The following is a 17,090-nucleotide window of genomic DNA, read 5'->3' on the forward strand; positions in this document are numbered from 1 at the left end:
AGCCCGCGCCCGCGGCCGACGGGGCCGGTCGGTTGAGCACGGCCGGTCCCGGGCACCATCGAGCGGTGCCCACCCAGGAGAGCCCGGTCCCCGCGCCCGACGACCCCGCCGACGTGACCGACGCCCGGGTGCGTGACGAGCCACCGGCCGACGAGCCGACGGCGACGATCACGCCGTACCGGGACGGGCCGCTGATCGTGCGCGGGAACTTCCAGCTCGTGGACACCGACGGCCAGGAGATCGATCCCGGCCGCAAGACGGTGGCGCTGTGCCGCTGCGGGAAGTCCGGGATCAAGCCCTTCTGCGACGGCACCCACAAGCGGGCCGGGTTCCACTCCGGCAGCGCCCCGTCCCGCCCCCGGCCGGCGGCCCGGCTGTTCCAGGAGGCCGGTCGCGAGTCCGACGACGGGCAGCGCCCGCCGACCTGAGCGGACGTCGGTCCCGGTCCACCGCGTGTTCGCCGGTGGGCCACCTGCTGGCCGTGCGGGCGTACCAGGGTCGGCGGCGACCCTGACCCGAACTCCCGAGGTGACCCGTGCTCCGTCGTCCGCTCCGCCCCGTCACCGCCGTGCTCTCGCTCAGCGTGCTCGCCCTGCTCGCCGCCGCCGGCCCGGCCGCAGCGGCACCGGCACGCACCTTCACGCCGCTGTCGACCTTCCCCGTGGACGGGGAGGTCGCCGAGATCCTCTCGGCCACCCCGGACGGGCGGACGGTCGTCTACACCGACTCCGAGCTCGGCCGGATCGGGCTGGTCGACCTGAGCGACCCCAGCGCGCCGCGGGACCGGGGGAGCATCGACGTGGGCGGATCCCCGACCTCGGTCACCGTCACGTCCAGCGCCCGGTACGCCCTGGTCGCGGTCGACACCACCACCGACCTGACCCGGCCCTCGGGCCACCTGGCGGTCGTCGACCTGCCGCGCCGGGCGATCGTGCGCACCATCGACCTGGGCGGTCAGCCCGACTCGATCGACGTCGGCCCCAGCGGCGTCTTCGCGGCCATCGCGATCGAGAACCAGCGCAACGAGGACATCGAGGTCGGGGACGTGGAGGGCGGCCTGCCGCAGCTGCCGGCCGGCTTCCTCTCGGTGGTGGACCTGCGCGGCCCGGTGAGCGCGTGGACGGTGGGCCGGGTGGAGCTGACCGGGCTGCCGGGTGCGGTCTTCGCCGACGACCCCGAGCCGGAGTTCGTCGACGTCGACGGCCGGGACATCGCCGCCGTCACCCTCCAGGAGAACAACGCGATCGCGCTGGTCGACCTGGCCCGCCGCACGGTGGTCAGCTCGTTCTCGGCCGGCACGGTCACCCGCACCGACGCCGACACCGTCGACGACGACGTCGTGGCCTTCGACGACCCGCTGGTCGCCCCGCGCGAGCCGGACACGGTGCAGTGGACCCTGCGCGGCAACCTGGTCACCGCCGACGAGGGCGACCTGGCCGAGGAGCCCGCCGGCGGCCGCGGCTGGACGGTGTTCGCCCAGGACGGCACGGTGCTGCACAGCAGCGGTGGCTCCGCCGAGCAGGCGCTCGCGGCCGTCGGCGCGTACCCGGACGGGCGCAGCGACGACAAGGGCGCGGAGTTCGAGGGGGCCGAGGTCGCCCGTATGCGCGGGGTCGACTACACGTTCATCGGTGCCGAGCGCGGTGACGCCGTCCTCGTCTACGACACCGACCGCGATGCCGCGCCGGAGCTGCTCCAGGTGCTGCCCGTCGGCGACGCCCCCGAGGGGCTGCTGGCCATCCCGTCCCGTGGGCTGTTCGTCACGAGCAACGAGGACGACGGCTCGCTGTCGGTCTTCGGCCTCCGTTGAGGCTGGGCAGCCGGTCGCCTCAGGCGGCGACCGGCTGCTCCTGACGCAGACCGGAACGCCCGGCCTCCCAGGCGCCCAGCAGGTGCTCGGCGGTGAGGCCGTCCAGCGCCAGCGAGCACTGCGCACCGAACAGGACGTCGGCGGCCAGCGACGGGTCCTCGGCCACCAGCGACCCGCACATGTCGACCGAGGCGATCTGCTCGTGGACGGCGTCGGCCTCCACGTGCTCGTCGTAGAAGACGCTGGTCTGCTCGCCGAACCCGAGGCGCCGCAACCCGGAGGAGTAGCGGCGGCTGGGCTCCGAGGAGGTCATCTCCACCGCCGTCAGGTGGCCCAGGCACGCGCCCCGGAACCGGCGGTGCAGTCCGAACAGCGACATGGTGTTGACCGAGGTGAAGGCCACCGCGGGGGCGTCCTCCCAGAGCGCGCCGTACCCGGTGTCCAGGCCGAGGTCGGCCATCATCCCGGCGAACAGCTGGCTGTGCATGCGCTCGGCCGACCCGCCGCCGTACTCGTCGGCCTGGATCTCCACCATCGCCGCCTTGGCCCGCCCGCTGATCCGCGGGATGGCCCAGGTGTGCGGGTCGCCCTCCTTGAGGTGGTAGACCGACCGCAGTGTGAGGTACTCCTGCCACTGCTCGCGGGTGCCGTGCTTGGCCAGGTACTTCGACAGCGAGGGGCCGTCGTCCGCGGCGATCACGGCGGTGAGCTGCTGGTCGACCGGCTCGTCGGTGACCTCCACCGGGGTGACCAGGGCCCGCAGCGCTGCGAGGTGCCGCTGCTCCAGCAGGGCGCGCAGCCGCAGCAGCTCCGGGTCCCACTCCCAGGCGTCGTCCACCCCGTCGAAGCCCCGGTAGTGCAGCTCGTAGCAGATGGCCAGGGTCAGCTGCAGGTCCTCGTCGGTCAGCGGGTCGGTGGCCGAGGCGGCCAGCCCCTCGGCGGCGGCGAGCGTGCGGGAGCTGAGGGTCGACCCGGCGGTGAGGTCCGCGCTCAGCGCTTCGCTGACGGGGCCCCGTGACTTCGGAAGGCGCATGGGTCCGATCATGCCCAGTCCGCCGCCGTCCGGAACCTCCCCGGACCGATCGGTCGTGCGCCACTCGCTGCCGGACCCCGCATCTCGGGGGAGGGACGGGGCCGGCGCGTCGTGCGGTCAGATGTCCCGGTCGAAGGCCGAGGCCATCCGGGCCTGCTCCTCCAGCACCTCACCGATCCGGGCCTGGACGGCGTCCAGCTGACCGATGATCTCCCCGGTGGTGTGGATGCCGTCGGCCACCGCCTTGCTGCTCGCCTGGATCCCGGCGATCTGGTCGGACACCTTCTGCGTGGCGTTGGCGGTCTCCCGGGCGAGGTCCTTGACCTCGCTGGCCACGACCGCGAAGCCCTTGCCCAGCTCGCCGGCGCGCGCCGCCTCGATGGTGGCGTTCAGCGCCAGCAGGTTGGTCTGGTCGGCGATCCCGGAGATGATCCGGATGACCTCGCCGACGGCGGCCGAGGCCTCGTCCAGCGCCTCGACCTCGGTGGTCATCGTGGACGCCTGGCTGACCGCGCTCTCCGCCACCCGGCCGGCGTCCCCGGCGGCCTCGCGGAGCCGGGAGACGGTGTCCAGCAGCTCGCGGGCGTTCTCCGCCGACTCCTCCGTGCGGCGCAGCACGTCCAGCCGCTGGGAGACCAGCTGCTGCACGTTGCGCAGTGCCGAGCGGCGGGAGTCCGACAGCTCGATGGTCGCGGTGACGAAGAAGTCCATCGTGCCGACGACGCGGCCACCGACCATCAGCGGGAAGCACACACCGGACTTGACCCCGGCGCGCTGGGCCGCCGGGGCACGGACGCAGTCGGTCATCTCGCCGATGTCGCGGACGAAGAACAGGTCCCGGGACCGCCAGGTGCGCCCGGACAGACCGACCCCCTCGGCGAAGCTCGCCGCCAGGGTGACCTTGCGGAACTCCTCGCCGGCCGAGCCCGACTCCTGCTGGAAGCGCAGCACGTTCGAGCTCGCGTCGAGTGCCCAGTAGGAGCCGTACGCCCAGCCGAACGCCTCCCGCACGGTGTCCAGCGCGATCCGCAGGGCGGACTGCTGATCGCGGGCCGCGCTCAGCTCGGTGACGACCGTGGTGACCGCGACCCGGTCGTCGAGGGTCTCCTGCAGCTCGGCCCTGCCCAAGGCGGACCGGCGGGCATGGGTGAGCAGGCGGCTCAGGGAGTCCCACTTGCCCTGGCGGGCGCCGTAGAAGGGGAGCTCGCCGGCGTTGTAGTACTCGTAGAGCGCGATGACCCGGCCGTTCTCCACCAGCGGCACGATGCACCCGGCGGTGGCGCCGGCGGCGAGGGCCGCCGCCCAGCGCAGGCACTTCCGGGGATCGCTGCTGGAGTCGGTCACCAGCGTCTTCTTGTTCCGGATCGCCTCACCGCCGTAGCCGTCGGAGGCGGTCATCTGCAGTGCCTGGCTCCCGAAGCCCGCGGCGATGGTCGGTGCCAGGGGGCCGGACTCGTGGGTCAGGTGGAAGGTGCCGCCGTCACCGGTCAGCCACACGGCACCGTAGGCGATGCCGAGCTCCTGGACGAGCGTCTCGATGATCAGCCGATGGGCGTGGGGCTCGTCGGTGACGCCCTGTTCGAGCCGTGCGATCACGGCCTCCACGGCCTCGACGTCCCGGGGCATCTGCCCCACCTCGATCGCATTCGTGACCGGGGTGCTGGTGCGCCGCCTCATCCATGTCCTCCATCGCAGACTCGGCGCCGGCCCGCGGGGCTCGCGGCGGCGTGCTGAGCTGCCCGGACCCCCAGCAGCGGTCGGCCCAGCTCGTCATGGACATCGGCAGGTCGCGGCGGCAGTTGAGCCGGGGGACAACCCGGTCGTGTGCCGCCCAGTCCGTGGTCGCGCGGCCTCGGTCGAGAAGGTGCCGGATCCGTGTTTGCGGGGGTGCGGAGTGGCAAGGGCGAGAGGACATGAACGACACAACCACGATCGAATCGGGGTCTGTCTCATGAACACCTTCCTCGCTCTCTCCTCCGCTGTGCTGCTGTCGGCCAGCGGGCTGGTGGGCGGTGCCACCACCGCACCGCCGGCCGCACCACCCACCCCGGCGCCGTCCACCGGTGAACAGGCGCCGCCGACCGGGCTGCAACCCGTGGGCACGCCGGGCACGGACCCGGTGCAGGCGGGCGGCTTCCCGGCCGTGACCGGGCCGACGGCCCACCTGACCGACGTGCGGACCGCTGGGCACGACGGCTTCGACCGCGTGGTCCTGGAGTTCGCCGCCGAGGAGACCCCCGGGTACCGGGTGTCCTACGTCGAGCCCCCGATCACCCAGGACGGCTCCGGCGCCGAGATCGCGGTGCCCGGTCAGGCGTTCCTCGAGGTGCGGGTCGCGCCCGCCAGCGGCGTGGACCTGTCCGGCCCCGAGCCGCGGGAGACCTACACCGGTCCCGACCGGGTGGCCCCGTCCGACGGCGGCGTCGTCACCGAGGTGGTCGAGACCGGCGACTTCGAGGGCCAGTTGGCCTGGACGATCGGGCTGGAGCAGCGCGTCCCCTTCGGCGTCGCGGTGCTGGAGGACCCGACCCGGCTGGTCGTGGACCTGTACCACGAGCCGGCGGAGTCGATCGAGCCGATCGGGGCCGGGGACGTCGCGGACTCCGTGGTCGCCGGGACCGGGGAACCGGTGGTGGTCACCGACGTCCGGCTGGGGGCACACCCCGGTTTCGACCGGATGGTCTTCGAGGTCGCCGGTGAGGGCGACGCCGGCTGGCGGGTCGGGTACACCGACGACCCGCGGGCACAGGGCTCCGGTGCGCCCATCGACGTGCCGGGGGACGCCGTCCTGGGCATCACCCTGACCAACATCGCACTCCCCGCCGACGCCCCGGAGGGCGTGCAGCCCTGGGACGGTCCGGATCGTCAGCAGGTGCCCGGGGCATCGGTGCTGCAGACCCTGGTGGAGGACACCCTCTTCGAGGGGCAGTACACGTTCTTCGCCGGGCTCGACGCGGAGCGGCCGTTCGCGGTGTCCCGGCTCTCCTCGCCGGAGCGCATCGTCGTCGACGTGCTGGCCCAGGACGGGCTGCCGCCGGTCGACCTCGGCAGCCGGTGCGAGCACCCCGACGGCTTCGCGCTCAGCTACCCCGGGTCGTGGTCGACCAACACCGGTGACGTGCTGCCGCCCTGCTCGCGGTTCGCGCCGGAGCCGTTCACGCTGACCTCGGGGACCGACGCGCGGACGGCCCCGATCGCCGCGTCGGTGGAGCCGGTGCCGTACGCCCGGGTGAGCGCACCCGAGGAGGGCGTCGAGGAGAGCCGGAGCGGCACCGTCGTCGACGGGCGGCAGGGCGTGCGGATCCAGCGCACCTGGGACGGCGAGGGCCTGTGGCCGGAGGGCACCCGGACCACCACCTACGCCATCGACCTGGGTGCGGACGGGCCGGACGGTCCGGCCACGCTCGTGGTGAACACGGTGGGGCTGCCGGAGTTCGACTACGAGCGGAACGTCCGCGTCCTCGACCACATGGTGCACACGCTGGACATCACGGCCGGCTGACCCGGTCGTGGCGCGGCCCGCCTCCGCTGGAGGCGGGCCGCGCGGTGTGCCCGTGCGCCCTCGATCGACCGGAGATCAGACCCGCTCGACCAGCCGGAGCACGGCCTCCGCGACCACGTCGGGGCGGTCGGCGGGGACGAAGTGGCTGGCGTCGTCGACCCAGGTCAGCCGCGCACCGGGCAGGTCGTCGGCCAGTCGCTGACCGTGCTCGGGCTTCATCTGGTGGTCCTGCCGACCCCAGACCACCTCTGCCGGGACGGTCAGCCGCGGCAGGAACGGAGCCACCGTCTGGGTGTAGACGGAGTCGAGCGAGCGGAGGTGCCGGCTCAGCAGGCGGGGGCCGTCCGGCCGTTCCCACGGCTCGACGAACCGGTCCAGGAAGGGCTCCGCGCGCTCCTGGTGGGCGAACAGCGTGCGCAGCGCCGGCCGCAGGGCCGTGCCCAGGACCGCGGGGGGCAGCTGCCGGACCAGCGGCCAGCCGGCCTTCATCGCGCGCACCAACGGGACCGGCCACGCGTCGTAGCAGACGCCGTCGACCACCCCCAGGCCGGCGACCCGTTCGCTCGCCGTCGTCGCGAGGATCTGCGCCACCCCGCCACCGAGGTCATGCCCCACCACGACGACCCGCTCCAGGTCGAGGGCGTCGAGCAGCCCGAGCAGGCGGGCGGCCTGGGCGGCGAGGTCCACCGGCTGGCCGTCGGGTGCGGGGGAGTCGCCGTAGCCGGCCATGTCCACGGCCAGCACCCGGGCCCGCTCGGCCACGGTCGGGACGACGTCCCACCACAGCCGGTGGTTGGTCGGGATGCCGTGGACGAGCAGGACGGTGGGTCCGTCGGCCCCGGCCGTCCAGACGTTCATCGGGCTGTCGCCCACGGGGACGAGCTGGGTCTCTCCGATCGGCAGGTCCATGGCAGCACCAGTGCCCGCGACGGCCGGGTCGGCATGCACGGTTCGACGAATTCGGGTGGAGGGGGACCAGCAGCGACAGGAGACGTCCCTCCGTCAGGCGAGCTCCCAGCGGTGATCCCCGACCTCCGCCGGCACCCGGCGGCGATGGCGCTGCCCGGCGGCCCGTCTGCCGAGGATCCGCAGCTACGTCTCGGCGCCCGTCGTGCTCAGCGACGGCGCGCTCTACGGCACCTTCTGCGCCGCCGGCCTCACCACGGACAAGGGGCTGACCGAGCGGGACCAGTCCTCGATGACCGTCCTCGCCTCGGCCGCGGTGCTGCTCGAGCTCTCCGAACACGACCAGGTGGCGACTACGCCGCCCTGGCGGCGGTGCTGAGCCCGCTGCCGGCCCGCGGTATGCGGCTGGCCATCGACGACGTCGGCGTGGACCTCGGTCAGGGGTGGCACTTCCGGCGCCCGGAGCTGCCCGGTGCGACGGTCGCCCTGCCGGCCGTGCAGGTGCCGGCCGCCCGGACCCCGGTGGCGCCCCGCCAGTGCCAGCGGTCGCCGGCTGAACGGTGCCCGCAGCGCGGGCCGCCCACGACAGCGCAGCCCCCGCCGGGAGACCGGTGGGGGCTGCGCTGTCGAACGCGTCAGGGCCGGTGAGGACCCCGTCGATCAGATGTCGTAGTACATCGCGAACTCGTGCGGGTGCGGGCGGAGCCGGATCGGGTCGATCTCGTTCTCCCGCTTGTACTCGATCCACGTCTCGATCAGGTCGGAGGTGAACACGCCACCGTCGAGCAGGTAGTCGTGGTCGACCTCGAGCCGGTCGAGCACCGCGTCGAGCGACGCCGGCACCTTCTCGATGCCGAGGGCCTCCTCGGGCGGCAGCTCGTAGAGGTCCTTGTCGATCGGTGCCGGGGGCTCGATCTTGTTCTTGACGCCGTCGAGGCCGGCCATCAGCATCGCCGAGAAGGCGAGGTAGGGGTTGGCCGACGGGTCGGGCACCCGGAACTCGATGCGCTTGGCCTTCGGGCTGTCGCCGGAGATCGGGATGCGCGTGCACGCCGACCGGTTGCGCGCGGAGTAGACCAGGTTGATCGGCGCCTCGTAGCCGGGGACCAGGCGGTGGTAGCTGTTCACCGTCGGGTTGGTGAAGGCCAGCAGCGACGGGGCGTGGGCCAGCAGGCCGCCGATGTAGTGGCGAGCCATGTCGGACAGCCCCGCGTAGCCGGTCTCGGCGTGGAAGAGCGGCTCGCCGTCCTTCCAGAGGCTCTGGTGGCAGTGCATGCCGGAGCCGTTGTCGCCGTAGAGCGGCTTGGGCATGAAGGTGGCGGACTTGCCGTGCGCCCAGGCGGTGTTCTTCACGATGTACTTGAAGAGCATCAGGCTGTCGGCCGAGCGCAGCAGCGTGTCGAACTTGTAGTTGATCTCGGCCTGGCCGCCGGTGCCCACCTCGTGGTGCCCGCGCTCGAGCTCCAGCCCGGCGTTGGCGAGGTTGACCATCATCGTGGCCCGCAGGTCGCTCTGGTGGTCGTACGGCTCGACCGGGAAGTACCCGCCCTTGGGCCGGGTCTTGTAGCCCAGGTTGGGGCCGCCGTTCTCACCGGTGAGCGCCCCGGTGTTCCAGGAGCCCTCGACCGCGTCGATGTGGTAGTAGCCCTCGTTGATCGAGGTGTTGTGCCGCACCGAGTCGAACACGTAGAACTCGGCCTCGGGGCCGAAGTACGCGGTGTCGGCGATGCCGCTGGCCGCGAGGTAGGCCTCGGCCTTCTTCGCCACGTTGCGCGGGTCGCGGCTGTAGGCCTCGCGCGTGATCGGGTCGTGGATGAAGAAGTTGATGTTCAGCGTCTTGTGGATGCGGAACGGGTCGACGTAGGCGCTGCTCGCGTCGGGCAGCAGCAGCATGTCGGACTCGTTGATCGCCTGGAACCCGCGGATGGACGAGCCGTCGAAGCCCAGGCCGTCGGCGAAGGTGTCAGGCCCGAACGTCTCCGCGGGGATGGTGAAGTGCTGCATGACGCCAGGCAGGTCGCAGAACCGGACGTCGACGAACTTCACGTCGTTGTCGCGGATGTAGGCGGTGACCTCTTCGGGACTGTTGAACATCGATCCTCCGGGAGTGGACGGAAAGCCACCCGCAAGTTACGAGCGCGGGGTTGCTCCGGGGTGTCTCTGGTGTTTCGTCGCTGTAACAACGTCCTCCGGCGTGTCGCGGAGGTGGCGGCCGAGCCGCTGCTCACCCCACCGGACGGCTCCCGACCGGAACGGCGTCGGGCAGGACATACGCTGGTGGAGTGGCCAGGGACGACGCTCAACCCTCTCAGGAGCGCGCCCGCGGCGCCGCACTGGGGCTGCCCGGGACCGGGCCCGGCTCGCTGGCGTCCTTCGGGCAGCGGGTCGTCGCCTTCCTCGTCGATGCCCTGGCCGCGGCGCTGATCGCCGGCCTGGTCACCGCGCCGGAGCTGCCCCGCAACTGGAGCCTGCTGGCCTTCGTGTTGATCACCGTGGTCTTCCTGGTGCTGGCCGGTCAGACACCCGGCATGCGAGTGCTCGGCCTGCGGCTGGCCCACCCGGAGCCGGAGCGGCGGATCGCCCTCTGGCGTGCGCTCGTGCGCACCGGGCTGCTCGTGCTGCTGGTGCCGGCGCTGGTCGTCGACATCGACGGCCGTGGCCTGCACGACCGGTGGACCAGCACCGCGGTCATCCGCGACTGAGCACCCCGCGGTCCGCCGGATCAGATCGGCCGGCGGGCCACCGCTCCGTGCGTGGAGCGCCCGACCCGGGGCACCGTCGGGTGCCCCGGAGCCGGGGGAGCCCGCGGCGGAGCTGCCCGGAGACGCAGGACGCCCCCGAGCCGGGCGGCTCGGGGGCGTTGCGGGGAGCGGGGGTGCGATCAGCGGCGGCGGACCTGGCGCTGGCTGACCGACATCTGCCGGCCGCCGGGGAGCGGCCCCCCGGGCACCGGCGGGCGTGGGCCGCCCAGCGCCGACATCCGCTTGCCCAGCGCGTTGACCTCGCCGCCGGAGAGGTTGCGCGGCAGCTTCATCACGTGGGCGCTCAGCTTCTTCAGCGGCACCTGGCCCTCCCCGTCGCCGACGGTGACGTCGTAGATCGGGGTCTCGCCGACGACCTTGGCGATCCGGCGCTTCTCGGCCGCGATCAGGCTGCGGACCCGCTGCGGGTCGCCCTCGCCCACCAGCACGATGCCCGGCCGCCCGAGCACCCGGTGGACGGAGTCCAGTTCACGGTTGCCCGCGACGCCGGAGCTGACCCGCCAGTCGCCGCGCATGCCCTCCAGGACCCAGGACGCCGCACCCGGCCGGCCCTCGACCTGCCGGTAGGCCGAGCCCTGTGCCCGGCGGCCGAAGACGATCAGCGCCGCCAGCAGACCGAGCAGGACGGCGAAGGGCAGGAAGAGGAACGGTGAGCTGAGCAGGATGCCGACCAGCTCGACCACCCCGGCCACCGCCACGAAGGCGATGAGCATCACCCAGGGCAGCTTGGGGTCGTTCTTGTAGGTCATCGAGTAGGCCTGCCGGATCATCCCGGCCTGGCCCTTCAGCTTGGTCAGCCGCGAGACCTTCGGCTGGCCGTCCTTGCCCAGCTTGGGAGCCTTCGGTGCCTTGCTGCGCCGGCCCTTGCCCGCTGCGGCGGGCGCGCCGACCGCGGTCGAGCCCTTGCTGCCGCGCCCGGGTGGGGCGCCGGCCGGGCCGCGGCCCGCGGCGCCGGCGGGGGCGGAGGTGTCGGTGGACCTGCTGCGTGCCATGCGCCCACGATAGTCGCCAGGACCTGCCGCCCTCCCGCCACGCGCGGGTTCGCGGCGGGCCGCCTGTAGCGGGCCGGGGGAGGAGCTCAGCGGGTGACGGTGAGCCCGCGGGCCTCGGCGGCCTGCTGGTAGAGCCGGCCGGCGCGGTAGGAGCTGCGCACCAACGGCCCGGCCAGGACCCCCGGGAACCCGATCCGCTCTGCCTCGGCGGCGAAGCCGACGAACTCGTCGGGCTTGACCCACCGGACCACCGGGTGGTGCCGGACGCTGGGCCGCAGGTACTGGGTGATGGTGAGGAGGTCGCAGCCGGCGTCGTGCAGCGCCTGCATGGTCTCCACGACCTCGTGCGGCTCCTCGCCCATGCCCAGGATCAGGTTGGACTTGGTGACCAGGCCGGCCTCGCGGGCGGCGGTGATCACCGACAGCGAGCGCTCGAAGCGGAAGCCGGGGCGGATCCGCTTGAAGATGCGCGGCACCGTCTCGACGTTGTGCGCCAGCACCTCCGGCCGGGAGGAGAACACCTCGGCCAACTGGTCGGGCTCGGCGTTGAAGTCGGGGATGAGCAGTTCGACGCCGCAGCCGGGGATCTGCTCGTGGATCTGGCGCACCGTCTCGGCGTACAGCCAGGCGCCGCCGTCGGGCAGGTCGTCGCGGGCGACGCCGGTGATGGTGGCGTAGCGCAGGCCCATCGTGGCCACGCTCTCGGCGACCCGGCGGGGCTCGTCGGCGTCGAAGTCGGCCGGCTTGCCGGTGTCGATCTGGCAGAAGTCGCAGCGCCGGGTGCACTGGTCACCGCCGATGAGGAAGGTGGCCTCGCGGTCCTCCCAGCACTCGTAGATGTTGGGGCAGCCGGCCTCCTCGCACACCGTGTGCAGGCCCTCGCGCTTGACCAGCGACTTGAGCTCGGTGTACTCCGGCCCCGTCTTGAGCTTGGTCTTGATCCACTCGGGCTTGCGCTCGATCGGCGTCTGGCTGTTGCGGACCTCCAGGCGCAGCAGCTTGCGGCCGGCCGGCTCGATCGGCGAGGACGTCGTGGACGTCTCCGGCGCTGCAGTCGTGGCTGCCTCCTCCATGCCCAGGCTCATGTCCAGCACGGTACTCCCGCCGATCGCCCTCGTTCGGGGCCCGCAGACGGCTCGAGGGCCCAGCCGGATCGGCTGGGCCCTCGAGTCGGGCTGGTGCGGGGAGGTCAGTCCTCGCTGGGCATCTTGCCCAGGCTGGACGGCGTGTCGGACGGCCCTGCCGTCTTCGACGGGGTGTCGCCGGCGTCCTTCGTGCCGGTGGCGGAGTCCGGGCGGCCCTGGTTGCTGGACTCACCGGGACCGGACGCAGGCTGGGCGGTCTGCGCGCCGAGGTCGTTGTCGGGCGGGGTCGCGTCACCCACGGCGTTCTCGGCCGTGGAGACGGTCTTGCCCTGGGCCTCGGGGCTCTCGGTTCCGCCTGCGGGAGTGCTCGGGGACGTGGGCACGGGGTCCTCTCGGTAACTGGGCACGGGGCCGTCGCCGGTCGGCGCCGGGGTCCAGGGGTCGGTCGCGTTCCTCTTGCGCAACACGACGGCGACCGCGGCGAGGACGGCCAGGACGCCGACCACCCACGGCCAGCGCCGGGGCTCGGGCTCGACACCGACGCGCCGCTTGACCGACGTGACGGTCTTCGCCGTGCGCTTGCCGGCCTCCTTGCGGGCCCGGCCGGCGGCCTTCTCCAGCTCGGTGCGCCGCTTGGCCGCCTTCTTGGACAGCTTGTCGGCCCGCTTGCCCAGCTTGTCGGCCTTCTTGCCGGCGGCAGCGCGGTTGGTCTCCGCCGCCGCACGCACCGCGGCGACCCGCAGCGCAGCCTGCGCGCGAGCCGCGTCGGCTGCAGCAGCGGCGTCCTGACGGACCTTGTCGCCCTGCTTCGCGGTGGCCGCACCGAGGGTCGCCGCGGTGGCGGCGAACTCCGCGCTGCGGGCGTCCAGCTGCGCCCGAGCCGCCTCGACGCTGGTGGCCAGGCCGGCACGGGCGTCGGCCAGCGCGGGGCCGGCTGCGCCGCGAGCGGCCTCGATCCGGGGCGCCGCGGCGGCGATCGCCGCCTCCAGGTTGGCCCGGGCGGACTTGGCGGCGGCGTCGAACGCCGGGCCGCTGGCCTCACGGGCGGCCTCGAGCCGCGGGACGGCGGTGGCCACCGCGAGCTCCAGGTTGGCCCGCGCAGCCCGGGTGGCCGCGTCGAGACGCGGGACCAGGTCCTTCTCGTAGGCCTTCTGTGCCGCGTCGATGCGCGGTCCGAGGTTCTTCTGCGCCGACTCCAACCGCGGGACGAGCACCTCGCGGGCGGCGTCCAGCTGGGGGGCGAGTGCGGCCACGGCTGCCCCGACCCGGGGGGCCACGTCAGCGGCGTAGGCGGTCTGGGCCGCCTTCGTCGCGGCCGCCACCTGTGGGGCGAGCTGCTCCGCGGTCGCCCGACGGGCCTCGGTGACCGCCGCGCCGATGTGGGCGAACCCCTCTTGCAACTCGGTCCCGATGACCTCTGTCGAGCTCTTCTTGCGGAACACTCCAGCACCTCCGAGTTGATCGCTTCAGCGATCATCCTGCCCGCTGGCGTCCCCGGGCACACCCCGAACCCCCACCGCAGTCGGTCAGAGGCACGAACCCGAGCGGCCGCGCCGCTGGCAGACTCGACCGGGTGCAGCTACGGATCTTCACCGAACCCCAGATGGGCGCCACCTACGACGACCTGCTCGCGGTGGCCCGGCGCACGGAGGAGACCGGCTTCGACGCCTTCTTCCGCTCCGACCACTACCTGACCATGGGCGGGGACGGCCTGCCCGGCCCGACCGACGCCTGGGTGACCCTGGCCGGCCTCGCCCGGGAGACCTCCCGGATCCGGCTCGGCACCCTGATGACGGCGGCGACCTTCCGGCTGCCCGGGCCGCTGGCCATCGCGGTGGCCCAGGTCGACCAGATGAGCGGCGGGCGGGTGGAGCTGGGCATCGGCTCGGGGTGGTTCGCCGCGGAGCACCGCGCCTACGGCATCCCCTTCCCCGAGGTGGGGGAGCGGTTCGACCGCTACGAGGAGCAGCTCGCGGTCATCACCGGGCTGTGGGCCACCCCGCTGGGCGAGACCTTCGACTTCGCCGGTGACCACCACCAGCTCACCGGCTCCCCGGCGCTGCCCAAGCCGGTGCAGCCCGGCGGCGTCCCGATCCTGATCGGCGGCAGCGGCAAGAAGCGCACCCCGCGGCTGGCGGCGCGGTACGCGGCCGAGTTCAACGTGCCCTTCGCCTCGGCTGAGGAGAACGCCCGGCTGTTCGCCGGCGTCCGGGACGCGTGCACCGAGGCCGGCCGCGACCCCGGTGAGCTGGTCTACAGCTCCGCGCTGGTGCTGTGCGTCGGCCGGGACGAGGCCGAGCTGGCCCGCCGGGCCGCCGCCATCGGCCGGGACGTCGACGAGCTGCGCGCCAACGGAGTGGCCGGCACACCCGCCGAGGCCGTGGACACCCTGGGCCGGTACGCCGAGGCCGGCGCGAGCCGGGTCTACCTGCAGGTGCTCGACCTGGCCGACCTGGACCACCTGGACCTGGTGGCCGCCGAGGTCGCCCCGCAGCTGGGCTGAACAGCACGGCGCCCCGCCCGCCGGTGGCGGACGGGGCGCCGTGACCTCAGCGCCGTGACCTCAGCGCAGCTCGGAGGCGAGTGGCTCCAGCGCGGCCCGGGAGCCCAGCCAGGTGTTCGCCCGCTGCAGGTCGTCGTCGAAGTCGATCTCCACGGCGGAGAACCGGGAGATGTCCAGCGGCCGGAAGCGGACGCCCGCCCGCTGGATCGCCAGCTCCATGCCGCGCTCGAAGTAGTCCGAGGCATCGCAGGCGCTGAGGTGCTCGATCAGCGCGGCCTTGTCCGACCCGGACACGTAGTTGATGCCGACCGCCTCACCGAGGCCACCGGTCACGGTCTTGGACAGCCCACGGACGAACCCGTCGGCGTCGAGGGTGTACTTGACCTCCTCGTCGGCGACCGTGGAGGTGTCCACGCAGACGAAGCTCTCGTCGGCCTGCACCAGCGGGGCGGCGTGGTCGAGCACCGCCGGGTCGAACACCACGTCGCCGTTCAGCCAGAGCACACCGCCGGGCTGCGAGGTGCGGAGGGCGCGCAGCAGGCTCTGCGAGGTGTTGGTGACGGCGAAGTCGGGGTTGAACGCGAACAGCAGGTCGGGCTGGGCGCGCATGACCGCCTTGGCCCGGTAGCCCACCACCGCGGTGACCGGGGTGGCGTCGCCGAAGACGGTGCGGATGCCGTCCAGCTGCTGCTGCATGATGCTGCGGCCGTCCATCAGCGGGGTGAGCGGCTTGGGCAGCTTGCGGCCCAGCCGGGTGCCCATGCCGGCGGCCAGCACGACCACCTGGGGCGCGGTGGGGGCTGCGGCGGGGCGGACGGCGACCCGGGGACGCGACCGCTGATCGCGGCCCCCGGTCAGGATCGGGTCAGCAGTGCGCATGCTCATCTCCTCGGTTCGTCGTTCGTGGGCACGGGGGTGGAGCCCGGCCGGCCGGGGTGGCCGTCCGGGGGGAAGAGCAACTGGAGGACCCGTTCGGTGGCCGAGCCGTCCTCCAGCGAGCAGAAGCGTTCCTGGAACCGGTTGTACCGCGCTGTGGGCACCCATGGACGGTCGCCGAGCCCGGCGATCGCCGTCAACACCTGCTCGCTGCTGGTGAGCAGGGGGCCGGGTGCGATCTCGGCGAGGTCGAAGTAGAAGCCCCGCAGGTCGTCGCGGTAGTGCTCGAGGTCGTAGGTGAAGTGGACGATCGGCTTCCCGGTGACGGCGAAGTCGAACATCGTCGAGGAGTAGTCGGTGACCAGGACGTCGGCGGCCAGGTACAGCTCGCTGATGTCGGGGTACCGGGACACGTCCACGAGCGGCGCCGGGCCCTGGACCACCAGCTGGTCCGACACCATCGCGTGCAGCCGGACCAGGAGCACGGCGTCCGGGCCGAGGCCGCGTGCCAGGTCGCCCAGGTCGACCGGGAAGGAGTGCCGTGGCCCGTCGTCGCCGAGCACCAGGTCGTCGCGCCAGGTGGGGGCGTAGAGCACGACCCGCACGTGGTCGGCGATCCCCAGCGCAGCGCGCACCCGGGCACGGCGGTGGTCCCGGTCGGGCGCGCTCAGCACGTCGTTGCGCGGGTAGCCCGTCTCGTGGACCGGCCCGTCGAAACCGAAGGCGCTGCGCAGGTGTGGCGTGCTCGCGGCGTTGGGGGAGAGCAGGTGGTCCCAGCGGGAGATGTCCCGCATCACCAGCTCCAGGCGACCCTCCGGAGCCCACACCGCGTCCCGGTGCAGTCGCTTGAGCGGCGTCCCGTGCCAGGTCTGCAGGTAGGTCGTCGTGGGCTGCTTGTCCCACTCGCGGGAGATCCCGTCGTTGGACACGATGACGTCGGCGGACTCCACGGCCGCCCGGGCGTCGGGCCCCCAGGTCTGCACGGTCTGCACCCCGGCCGGGAAGTCCGCGCGCAGCTCGGGGCGGGCCAGCCAGACGGCGTCCATGTCCGTGCCACGCGCGACGAGGGCCTCGTAGATGGCCCGCGGGTTGTCGTTGTACCGGCCGCCGAAGCTGTTGAAGACGACCTTCACCGTCGTAGACCCCGGACGGAGGAGAGGGCGGTCACCCGGCATCGGGTGCGCCTCGTGGCCCGCTGCGGGCCTGGGCGTTCTGTCATGCACTCACTCCTCTTCCGTCGGTCCGGCTCGACCAGTGCGTGTGCGCGGCGACCGGCCGGCCACGGGTGCGATCTCTGCTGGCCGTCAGCGGGGCAGTGCGGTACGTCCAGGTGCGGTTGCGTCCAGGTGCCTTGCCTCCGGGTGCGCCGCTGCACCGGGTCGGGGCGGCGGTGCACCCGGCCGGCACCGGGGCTGGTCCTCCGGTCGCGCTGCCGCGTGCCGAGCGGCGCTGCTGAGTTCCGGTGGACCTCGACGTCCCGGTGCGTGCGGGCTGCGGTCGTCCCGCTGGGGCCGTTCCCCGCTGGAGTTCCTCGCCCGTCCGCAGTCGAGCCAGTGCAGGCTACGGCCTGGAGGGCCCCGCCGTCGAGCCGGGGGGCTGTGGCGGCGCGCTAGGATCGGCT

15 protein-coding genes are annotated in these 17,090 nt (G+C 73.3%); 6 read left to right on the top strand and 9 right to left on the bottom strand.

What is annotated here, in order from left to right; genetic code table 11:
* Nucleotides 1-65 precede the first annotated feature (65 nt).
* The gene (locus tag O2V63_RS05835) at nucleotides 66-428 is read left to right on the top strand and encodes a CDGSH iron-sulfur domain-containing protein (protein ID WP_269166607.1); all 363 of its coding nucleotides are present in this window, start codon (nucleotides 66-68) and stop codon (nucleotides 426-428) included.
* A 107-nt stretch (nucleotides 429-535) separates the two neighbouring features.
* Nucleotides 536-1,810 carry a hypothetical protein gene (locus tag O2V63_RS05840; protein WP_269166608.1) on the top strand — a complete coding sequence of 425 codons (1,275 nt, stop codon included), beginning with the start codon at nucleotides 536-538 and terminating at the stop codon, nucleotides 1,808-1,810.
* A 19-nt stretch (nucleotides 1,811-1,829) separates the two neighbouring features.
* On the opposite strand, the gene O2V63_RS05845 is transcribed toward O2V63_RS05840, so the two are convergent.
* Nucleotides 1,830-2,843 carry an iron-containing redox enzyme family protein gene (locus O2V63_RS05845; RefSeq protein ID WP_269166609.1) on the bottom strand — a complete coding sequence of 338 codons (1,014 nt, stop codon included), beginning with the start codon at nucleotides 2,841-2,843 and terminating at the stop codon, nucleotides 1,830-1,832.
* Between the two features lie 117 nt (nucleotides 2,844-2,960).
* Entirely contained in the window at nucleotides 2,961-4,520 is a 1,560-nt protein-coding gene (locus tag O2V63_RS05850) for a methyl-accepting chemotaxis protein (protein ID WP_269166610.1), read from the bottom strand.
* A gap of 274 nt (nucleotides 4,521-4,794) precedes the next feature.
* Here O2V63_RS05850 and O2V63_RS05855 point away from each other — a divergent pair, with 274 nt between their 5' ends.
* Entirely contained in the window at nucleotides 4,795-6,345 is a 1,551-nt protein-coding gene (locus O2V63_RS05855; protein ID WP_269166611.1) for an AMIN-like domain-containing (lipo)protein, read from the top strand.
* Nucleotides 6,346-6,420: 75 nt separating this feature from the next.
* Here the strand turns inward: O2V63_RS05855 and O2V63_RS05860 are convergent, their stop codons facing one another.
* The gene (locus O2V63_RS05860; protein WP_269166612.1) at nucleotides 6,421-7,254 is read right to left on the bottom strand and encodes an alpha/beta fold hydrolase; all 834 of its coding nucleotides are present in this window, start codon (nucleotides 7,252-7,254) and stop codon (nucleotides 6,421-6,423) included.
* A 202-nt stretch (nucleotides 7,255-7,456) separates the two neighbouring features.
* On the opposite strand from O2V63_RS05860, the gene O2V63_RS05865 reads away from it, so the two are divergent.
* Nucleotides 7,457-7,630, top strand: coding sequence for a hypothetical protein (locus O2V63_RS05865; protein WP_269166613.1), 174 nt, complete (start codon nucleotides 7,457-7,459; stop codon nucleotides 7,628-7,630).
* Between the two features lie 281 nt (nucleotides 7,631-7,911).
* Here O2V63_RS05865 and glnA read toward each other — a convergent pair whose 3' ends face one another.
* On the bottom strand, nucleotides 7,912-9,345 hold the full coding sequence (gene glnA, locus O2V63_RS05870) for a type I glutamate--ammonia ligase (protein ID WP_269166614.1): 1,434 nt from the start codon (nucleotides 9,343-9,345) through the stop codon (nucleotides 7,912-7,914).
* Between the two features lie 188 nt (nucleotides 9,346-9,533).
* On the opposite strand from glnA, the gene O2V63_RS05875 reads away from it, so the two are divergent.
* Nucleotides 9,534-9,953: an RDD family protein gene (locus O2V63_RS05875; RefSeq protein WP_269166615.1), complete on the top strand. Its 420-nt coding sequence runs from the start codon at nucleotides 9,534-9,536 to the stop codon at nucleotides 9,951-9,953.
* Between the two features lie 179 nt (nucleotides 9,954-10,132).
* Here O2V63_RS05875 and O2V63_RS05880 read toward each other — a convergent pair whose 3' ends face one another.
* From O2V63_RS05880 to O2V63_RS05890, 3 genes are all read right to left on the bottom strand, one after another.
* The gene (locus tag O2V63_RS05880; RefSeq protein ID WP_269166616.1) at nucleotides 10,133-11,005 is read right to left on the bottom strand and encodes a DUF4191 domain-containing protein; all 873 of its coding nucleotides are present in this window, start codon (nucleotides 11,003-11,005) and stop codon (nucleotides 10,133-10,135) included.
* Nucleotides 11,006-11,091: 86 nt separating this feature from the next.
* Nucleotides 11,092-12,090, bottom strand: coding sequence for a lipoyl synthase (lipA, locus tag O2V63_RS05885; protein WP_269162099.1), 999 nt, complete (start codon nucleotides 12,088-12,090; stop codon nucleotides 11,092-11,094).
* 104 nt (nucleotides 12,091-12,194) lie between these two features.
* Nucleotides 12,195-13,532, bottom strand: a complete 1,338-nt coding sequence (locus O2V63_RS05890; RefSeq protein ID WP_269166617.1) for a hypothetical protein — start codon at nucleotides 13,530-13,532, stop codon at nucleotides 12,195-12,197.
* A gap of 131 nt (nucleotides 13,533-13,663) precedes the next feature.
* Here O2V63_RS05890 and O2V63_RS05895 point away from each other — a divergent pair, with 131 nt between their 5' ends.
* Nucleotides 13,664-14,593 carry an LLM class F420-dependent oxidoreductase gene (locus O2V63_RS05895; protein WP_269166618.1) on the top strand — a complete coding sequence of 310 codons (930 nt, stop codon included), beginning with the start codon at nucleotides 13,664-13,666 and terminating at the stop codon, nucleotides 14,591-14,593.
* 60 nt (nucleotides 14,594-14,653) lie between these two features.
* Here O2V63_RS05895 and O2V63_RS05900 read toward each other — a convergent pair whose 3' ends face one another.
* Nucleotides 14,654-15,472 (bottom strand): phosphocholine cytidylyltransferase family protein, encoded by an 819-nt coding sequence (locus O2V63_RS05900; protein ID WP_269166619.1) that lies wholly within the window; start codon nucleotides 15,470-15,472, stop codon nucleotides 14,654-14,656.
* A 2-nt stretch (nucleotides 15,473-15,474) separates the two neighbouring features.
* Complete coding sequence (locus tag O2V63_RS05905; protein WP_269166620.1) at nucleotides 15,475-16,602, bottom strand: CDP-glycerol glycerophosphotransferase family protein; 1,128 nt, start codon at nucleotides 16,600-16,602, stop codon at nucleotides 15,475-15,477.
* Between the last annotated feature and the right edge of the window lie 488 nt (nucleotides 16,603-17,090).

The sequence above is a fragment of the Modestobacter sp. VKM Ac-2977 genome, assembly GCF_026968045.1.
GTDB lineage: Bacteria > Actinomycetota > Actinomycetes > Mycobacteriales > Geodermatophilaceae > Modestobacter.

What these genes read in the sequence shown, in the direction of transcription:
- O2V63_RS05845 (WP_269166609.1), bottom strand. Translation starts at nt 2,843, where the DNA reads ATGCGCCTTCCGAAGTCACGGGGCCCCGTCAGCGAAGCGCTGAGCGCG.
- O2V63_RS05850 (WP_269166610.1), bottom strand. Translation starts at nt 4,520, where the DNA reads ATGAGGCGGCGCACCAGCACCCCGGTCACGAATGCGATCGAGGTGGGG.
- O2V63_RS05855 (WP_269166611.1), top strand. Translation starts at nt 4,795, where the DNA reads ATGAACACCTTCCTCGCTCTCTCCTCCGCTGTGCTGCTGTCGGCCAGC.
- O2V63_RS05860 (WP_269166612.1), bottom strand. Translation starts at nt 7,254, where the DNA reads ATGGACCTGCCGATCGGAGAGACCCAGCTCGTCCCCGTGGGCGACAGC.
- glnA (WP_269166614.1), bottom strand. Translation starts at nt 9,345, where the DNA reads ATGTTCAACAGTCCCGAAGAGGTCACCGCCTACATCCGCGACAACGAC.
- O2V63_RS05880 (WP_269166616.1), bottom strand. Translation starts at nt 11,005, where the DNA reads ATGGCACGCAGCAGGTCCACCGACACCTCCGCCCCCGCCGGCGCCGCG.
- lipA (WP_269162099.1), bottom strand. Translation starts at nt 12,090, where the DNA reads ATGAGCCTGGGCATGGAGGAGGCAGCCACGACTGCAGCGCCGGAGACG.
- O2V63_RS05900 (WP_269166619.1), bottom strand. Translation starts at nt 15,472, where the DNA reads ATGCGCACTGCTGACCCGATCCTGACCGGGGGCCGCGATCAGCGGTCG.